A 6,004-nucleotide genomic window follows, 5' to 3' on the forward strand; every position below is an offset into this window, starting at 1 on the left:
TTAATCATCGGTATCCAACTCCTCAAACTTCACTTTCCGAAGTTTGCCGTTTACCACATGGAATCCTTGCTCATCAACCAGTTCCATTGCCATCTTGAGCCACACAACAATCTCGCGGGATACAGGACGTTCAGCTTGTCCCGCCAGTTCTTCAAGTCGTTTTAGCAAGTCTGGGTCATCAAACTGAACTGTGACCCGCTCTCCCTTCCGCGCCAATTCGTCAATCCTGTTTACACTTCGCATCAATCTTACCCAATAAACTACTTAAGTCTTACCGTGTCTTCATTTGTATGTCAATGGTAATTTATGGTTACCAATGACATCCACGCGTGCTACTTTCAATTCAGAAGTTCTGAAACTTCCAGAACTTCCGTAACTGATTCTGAATTGCAAGACTTAACTCGAATCGCGCCATCCCTGATGAACCGAATGACCCATCAGGAAATAGCAACGCTGATCGGGTTGCTGGCTCAGTTACTGGCAAAAAAAGCCTAACTTCCAAAACTTCTAGAACTTACACAGGAGAGACAAAATGGTCGCTTCCAAAGAACGAGTCAAGGTTGTCCCCATTACCGACATTTCCAACGCCTGGGGCGTATCGGAAAAAGCGGTTAAGAACTGGGTTGAGTTTGTCTACCAGGCGTTTGATGTGCTGCTTCCGGCAAGTGGCCCCTACCCAGAATGGGGCGTAAAACTTCTGGAAATTACAGCGAAGCACATCAGCGAGAAATCCTCGTTTTACTTTGCTGAAACCGGAGAAACCAGACGGCTCAAGTCGGCTGAGTTCATCAAGAAGATTCGCTCAATGCGACTGCAGGGACACTTCCAAGAGTTCCAGCAGTTCCAGAACTCTCGGCAAACTCAGGCGGAGGTGGATGAGGATGAAGCGGTGGCAGGCTTAGCCTCCATCACTCGCGGCATTGACCAAGAGGTTGAACGTGCCAAGGCGAAGGTGGATCAGTATGCCGACCAAAAGATGGACGAACTGGCTGAGCATATCGAGCGCACTCCGTTTCGGATGATGGGGTCACTAAGCGATCGCTTGAGCCAACGTCGCTCAATGGCGGCTGGAGTGAACGAGATTATCGATGTGACCTACTCCCGGGTCGAACTTCCAGAATCAGAAGTTCTAGAACTTCCATCTGCATGACGCTTCTCGACATGAGTCTTCGTTTACTTGCGGTTGTCGTTGCCTTTTGGCTGATGGCGGACACCACGGCAACCTATTGACTTCAACACGCTCTACCTCACAGTCATGAACGAGAAATTCAAAACACTTCTGATCACTAGCCTCAGTACCTCATTAGTTGCGATCGCGCTTCATCCGCGTCTCAACTCTGTCAACGCGTTTGATGTTGGCTACTTTGTTCAAAATGGTTCTGCGGGCATGGCAGAACATGAAGCTAGGCGGAATGGGACGTTGCCCGTTCCAACTCCTCCCCCCTTGGGTGAGGTCATGAGAGCAAACGACACGCGCCCATCAGGACGAGTCGTGAGGACCGAGTGCCCAGAACCCATACCTAGTCAACTGCTGCCACAGGATAAAGCGATTCAACCTGTACCACAACCTGCACCGATTCCGATGGCTCAATCGTCGGCGATGCCATCTCGCAACCCAGAACCCTACGCTAGGGAATCACCAAATGATGGGCCACCCGCTGACCCATCGGCTAGAGCGATTTGGCAAGCAGGCAAGCTCTCTTACCCGCAGTCCAAAAGTGCTGTGCTGAGTCGGTTTCCTCAACCCAAAGAGATCAGTTTTGGCAGTTCAGGCACGCGGCAGTTTTGGGGTGGTGTGACTGGATGGGAACCAACTCGTTATGCCGTCCGGCTCCAGAATGGTCAATCGATCATCTTTAGCTTAGCGGAGGACGAAGAGACAATTACTAGCTACGACGTTCAATAGCCAGGGGGCAGCTTCCAACTCACACCCTGGCTAACTCACAACAACGCAAACATTGCAGGAGTACTTTATATTATGGGTATTTTTTCTTGGCTTGGTGGCGGTGGCGGTGGCAGTAATGATGATGAACTGCTAGAGCCAGACACCGATACGCGGATTGATGCCGCCCTCAAGGTGGCGGGTACAACTGACCCCGTTGATGCTCATATCAAAGATTGGGGTGAACACGGCGGCGATTATAGCGATCGACAGAATGCCGTATCATGGGAGCATACCGACGTTGATACGCCCTACTTTGACCGTGCTGCAATCTATAAATCCAAAGAGGACAAGTAATGATCACGATCAACAAACGTCAATTTGAAATCACGGATTCAACGGTTGACTTAACCAAAACTCAGCAAGACATGCTGGACTTTCTCGTTACCCTTGATCATCCTGTAACCATGCGAGAAGCAGTTGATCATTTTAAGCTCAGTTCTCCAGCTCCGCTTCTATCGCGAATTGACCACCTCATTGAGAAAGGCGCGATTAAAGAGCTAGTGTCTGCTGGTTAAATGAACATCTGGGAATGTTCAGCAAGGGGTAGCTCTGGGGCTGCCCCTTTGTTATTTGGAGCAGTATCAACGATTGTGGTTAGAGCGTCATCAGAAGGTTGATCTCTATTGACGACGCGTGGAGTGGTATCTACGCAACGACTGGTTCATATGCTGCTCATCCCCTGCTACTGAGGTGCATCATGCTTTCTACGGTATTCCTATTCTCTATTTAGTTGCATTGTTGTCTGCGATCCTTCGGAGCTTGGCAGAGCCAATCGCATCTGCAATCAGTCCGCTATTCTTATTCGGATTCTCTCTTATTCTGATTCTATGGGGTTACAGCTTGACCCTACCAGGCTTCGAGATTTCCCTTTGGCAAGTATTTCCGTTATGTGATTTGCACCATTCCAACCGCCCCGGATGTGCTCACAACTTCAGCAACTATGGGGCGTTTAAGGCTGCTCCGTGGGCAAATCGCAACAAGTACGGCTATCTCTGGAAACTCAGAATTAGTGCTTTGTCTGCGGTATCAAGCGAAGGAATTATCTCACCTAATCGATAGATCAGTTTGTTGCACAGTCAGTCGTATAACGCCCCGCTTCACCCGCCGTTAGTGAACTCTCGCTCTCAACAGACTAATTTTATACAGTCGGTGTGCAAGCGGATTGTTCGATGCGTGCTACGGCATTACAGACCCAAGGATTATATGTTAATATTTTTTATACGAAGCTTAAGTCAGGGGCTAGGCGCTTCACTCTATCCCCTAAAATGGATAAAAATACAGCGATAGTTACCGTTTTGGCGACTCTTAATCTTTCTGCTCTTGGCGCTTACGCCATTCATGAAGACCAATCCTTTACCCTGAAGATTCGAGATTTTATCGAGGCGACAATTAGCCACCAAAACCAGATACCCGTCCAACCGACCCGCAAGGCAACTCCTGAAAAGTCGCAGAAACCTCTAGAGTCAGAGGATCGTCCCGACGATTAACAAGCTGAACTCCTGCGATCTCATGAAGTGCGATCGCAGGAGTTCAGCTTTCCGAATCCATCTGCTAAAGAGGCAATCGCTGATGTCTGGAAACAGCACAACGCCATAAGCTATCCGCTTGATGTACTCCGGGTCTGCCAAGTTTCGCATGATTTGCGTTGCCAGTCCCGGATCGTCAAAGTTGGGCATTCCGCTTTCAAGAATTTGCTGAACAGGCAGAGCGCGATCGCAGCTTCCCAATCCACCTTGCATCTACTTCGCGGTCGACAGTCAGAGCGCGGGGAGTTCGGACAGTGATTCACCAACAACGAGCAAATCAGTCAGCGTGACCGATTTTGGGCAGCGAGTCGCTCGCAGCTACCGGAAACATCGTGTATTTATTTCGCGCTCAACCCGCACTGTGTCTAACACCTCGATTTGGGAAGTTAGAGAAAAGTGTCAGTTCAATAAAGAGTTAGGCATCGCTACGCGCTCATGACAAAAGACCTCAAAGACTACTTCAACTCGGTAGCTGATGTACTGTACGCTTCACTGTCCTCGTTGCCGATAACAGCGCAACACTCGCTACTTGGTGCCTTGCCAAGGCTTCCATGACCAGGTTCTTCCCCTGGTTGGCAGAGCCGAGCTTTGCTCGGCGCACCAGGGCTGTTTCATTGTAGTAGGGGAAAAACCTTGTCTAACTGATTGGCGAACTGCCGTTTGGCAGCAGCCATCGAAGTGAAGCCCCCTGTGCGAGCTATGGTAATGAAGACATTGCGGACCACTGACCAGTTCGCTGCTGCATTCTTGCCCGTTTGCGGTGCATGGTCTTCGTTGAAAACGACATCTTTGACCCAGTGCAATCGATTCTCAACGCACCAATGCCCGCGAATGATGCGGTGAAATTGCTCGGCACTCGCGACGACACTACTGATATAGGATTGCCGCTCGTCGAATAGTTTCCCGTCTCGATATCCGCAGCGTTGCACCACAATTGCAGATTGAATTCCTGGCCACTCATGCCCAAATGCTGCTACCCCATCAAACACGCTGACCCTCCAGGTCGTGCTGCGTCCATGTTCTCCTTCGTGTTCTTGATAGCAACTGAGCGGTTGTTGCGTCTTCCATTTTTGCTGAATTCCTCGGTACAATCGTCCTTGATTCGCTTTGACACACACCAGGTAATCATTGCTCTGTTTGACAATGCGGTGCAAGGTTTTTTTGAGTGTGCAGCACATCCAGTGTTACGCCAATGCCCCTCAATCCCACAGTACTGAGTAATACGCGCACCACTTCTTGCTCACTGACGAGTTTTTGTTCCATCGGCAGCACTGCCTGCACCACACCCCGATGATGACCCAACAACGACACCATACTGACAAAGTTCTGCTGAGCTTGGTCGGAGTCAGTGACGCTGCCTTTGATGCTTTTGCCATCACATGCAAACCACTCGCCCGGGTCTATCGGGTGCTGTCCTTGGACCCAGTCGGTAAACACACTCGCTAAGACCTGATAATCCAACTGTTGCATCACCCGACGAAAGGTTGAATACGAGCGCAGCTTTGTGTCGGGCGCTAACTCCAACTTGCAGCAAATTTCCTGACCATAGACCTCGACAAACTCGGCTAACGGCCGGTAGCCCCAATACCCCAGCATTGCACCCAAGATAATCAGCAGCAAAACCAGCCATAGCTCATGTCGTTGTCCACGGGCGGCCCGAAACTCCGGGATTTGTTGCAGATGGTCAATCAAGCTCATGGCAGTTGAAGCCGAGTCACGACACCGCTGAGTCTAGCTTTTCTACGCTGACAATGAAACAGCCCTGCCAAAGCGCACCAGGGAGATATCTGGAAGTCGTAAGCCCTCGTGCGTGAGGTTCAAAAAATTCAAGAATGCTAAACGAGAGAATTGAGTGTCTAGATTTCTGTTTCTGACAATGAAACAGGCCTGGCTCGGCGCACCAGGGCTGTTTCATTGTCCCCAGGAGATATCTGGAAGCCCCAAGTCCTCGTGCGTGAGGTTCAAAAAATTCAAGAGCGCTGAACGAGAAAATCAAACGTCCATATTTCCATCTTTGACAATGAAACAGCCCTGGGCTCGGCGCACTAGTGTTCTAGACATGGGGATCGATTAGTCAAACCGTTCGCCCAAATTCGTAACGTTGCCTTCGGCTCACGCGAAGCGTGCATGACGAACAACCCAATCATAATGTCATGTAACCATTCGGACTTGGAAAAGCAAATTGTCCTGCGAGCGAGTCGCTTGATTCGAGTTCGTAAGGTCAGATGTTTACGCTCAATTCTCTGCGTGTGAGTTTTACCCACAACATGCTTGTCTTCGTCCAACAAGCGGGCATAAGCTCCCCAACCATCTGTGTAAAAGGTTTGAATTCCGAATGGCGCTAGCAATGCTTTCAACTTCACTAGCGCCTGGTCTTTGTGATCTGCTAACACGTATGCCAACACTTGCCCGCTTTTGTGGTCGATGGCGTGCCATAACCAACGCTCCTGCTTTTTAGATTGAACAAAAACTCCACATCCTCAAGGGGTGACAACAGGGTTGAAAGGTAAAGAGGAGACCGGATAGCAGCATT

General features: G+C 49.8%; 9 protein-coding genes and 2 pseudogenes. 7 read left to right on the top strand and 4 right to left on the bottom strand.

Annotation, left to right across the window (positions count from 1 at the left end; all coding sequences use genetic code 11):
- Positions 1-243, bottom strand: a complete 243-nt coding sequence (locus AC5I6P_RS11280; RefSeq protein ID WP_495693856.1) for a hypothetical protein — start codon at positions 241-243, stop codon at positions 1-3.
- A 63-nt stretch (positions 244-306) separates the two neighbouring features.
- On the opposite strand from AC5I6P_RS11280, the gene AC5I6P_RS11285 reads away from it, so the two are divergent.
- The 7 genes from AC5I6P_RS11285 (at position 307) to AC5I6P_RS11315 (ending at position 3,432) form a co-directional block, all read left to right on the top strand.
- Complete coding sequence (locus tag AC5I6P_RS11285) at positions 307-495, top strand: hypothetical protein (RefSeq protein ID WP_495693857.1); 189 nt, start codon at positions 307-309, stop codon at positions 493-495.
- A 37-nt stretch (positions 496-532) separates the two neighbouring features.
- Positions 533-1,150 (top strand): hypothetical protein, encoded by a 618-nt coding sequence (locus tag AC5I6P_RS11290; RefSeq protein ID WP_495693858.1) that lies wholly within the window; start codon positions 533-535, stop codon positions 1,148-1,150.
- 105 nt (positions 1,151-1,255) lie between these two features.
- Entirely contained in the window at positions 1,256-1,906 is a 651-nt protein-coding gene (locus AC5I6P_RS11295) for a hypothetical protein (RefSeq protein ID WP_495693859.1), read from the top strand.
- Between the two features lie 72 nt (positions 1,907-1,978).
- Entirely contained in the window at positions 1,979-2,239 is a 261-nt protein-coding gene (locus AC5I6P_RS11300) for a hypothetical protein (protein ID WP_495693860.1), read from the top strand.
- A complete protein-coding gene (locus AC5I6P_RS11305) occupies positions 2,239-2,460 on the top strand; it encodes a LexA family protein (protein ID WP_495693861.1) in 222 nt (73 codons plus the stop codon). The genes AC5I6P_RS11300 and AC5I6P_RS11305 overlap by 1 nt, the downstream gene beginning before the upstream one ends.
- A gap of 118 nt (positions 2,461-2,578) precedes the next feature.
- Positions 2,579-3,004: a hypothetical protein gene (locus tag AC5I6P_RS11310; RefSeq protein WP_495693862.1), complete on the top strand. Its 426-nt coding sequence runs from the start codon at positions 2,579-2,581 to the stop codon at positions 3,002-3,004.
- 206 nt (positions 3,005-3,210) lie between these two features.
- Positions 3,211-3,432: a hypothetical protein gene (locus tag AC5I6P_RS11315; RefSeq protein ID WP_495693863.1), complete on the top strand. Its 222-nt coding sequence runs from the start codon at positions 3,211-3,213 to the stop codon at positions 3,430-3,432.
- On the opposite strand, the gene AC5I6P_RS11320 is transcribed toward AC5I6P_RS11315, so the two are convergent.
- From AC5I6P_RS11320 to AC5I6P_RS11330, 3 genes and pseudogenes are all read right to left on the bottom strand, one after another.
- Positions 3,409-3,684: a hypothetical protein gene (locus AC5I6P_RS11320; protein ID WP_495693864.1), complete on the bottom strand. Its 276-nt coding sequence runs from the start codon at positions 3,682-3,684 to the stop codon at positions 3,409-3,411. The genes AC5I6P_RS11315 and AC5I6P_RS11320 overlap by 24 nt on opposite strands.
- A gap of 398 nt (positions 3,685-4,082) precedes the next feature.
- Positions 4,083-5,169: pseudogene (locus tag AC5I6P_RS11325) on the bottom strand (ISAs1 family transposase).
- Positions 5,170-5,516: 347 nt separating this feature from the next.
- A pseudogene (locus AC5I6P_RS11330) lies at positions 5,517-5,939 on the bottom strand (IS1 family transposase); the annotation flags it as partial.
- Positions 5,940-6,004: the final 65 nt, after the last annotated feature.

This window comes from Myxacorys sp., assembly GCF_059501405.1.

What these genes read in the sequence shown, in the direction of transcription:
- AC5I6P_RS11295 (WP_495693859.1), top strand. Translation starts at nt 1,256, where the DNA reads ATGAACGAGAAATTCAAAACACTTCTGATCACTAGCCTCAGTACCTCA.
- AC5I6P_RS11320 (WP_495693864.1), bottom strand. Translation starts at nt 3,684, where the DNA reads ATGCAAGGTGGATTGGGAAGCTGCGATCGCGCTCTGCCTGTTCAGCAA.
- AC5I6P_RS11315 (WP_495693863.1), top strand. Translation starts at nt 3,211, where the DNA reads ATGGATAAAAATACAGCGATAGTTACCGTTTTGGCGACTCTTAATCTT.
- AC5I6P_RS11285 (WP_495693857.1), top strand. Translation starts at nt 307, where the DNA reads ATGGTTACCAATGACATCCACGCGTGCTACTTTCAATTCAGAAGTTCT.
- AC5I6P_RS11305 (WP_495693861.1), top strand. Translation starts at nt 2,239, where the DNA reads ATGATCACGATCAACAAACGTCAATTTGAAATCACGGATTCAACGGTT.
- AC5I6P_RS11280 (WP_495693856.1), bottom strand. Translation starts at nt 243, where the DNA reads ATGCGAAGTGTAAACAGGATTGACGAATTGGCGCGGAAGGGAGAGCGG.
- AC5I6P_RS11300 (WP_495693860.1), top strand. Translation starts at nt 1,979, where the DNA reads ATGGGTATTTTTTCTTGGCTTGGTGGCGGTGGCGGTGGCAGTAATGAT.
- AC5I6P_RS11290 (WP_495693858.1), top strand. Translation starts at nt 533, where the DNA reads ATGGTCGCTTCCAAAGAACGAGTCAAGGTTGTCCCCATTACCGACATT.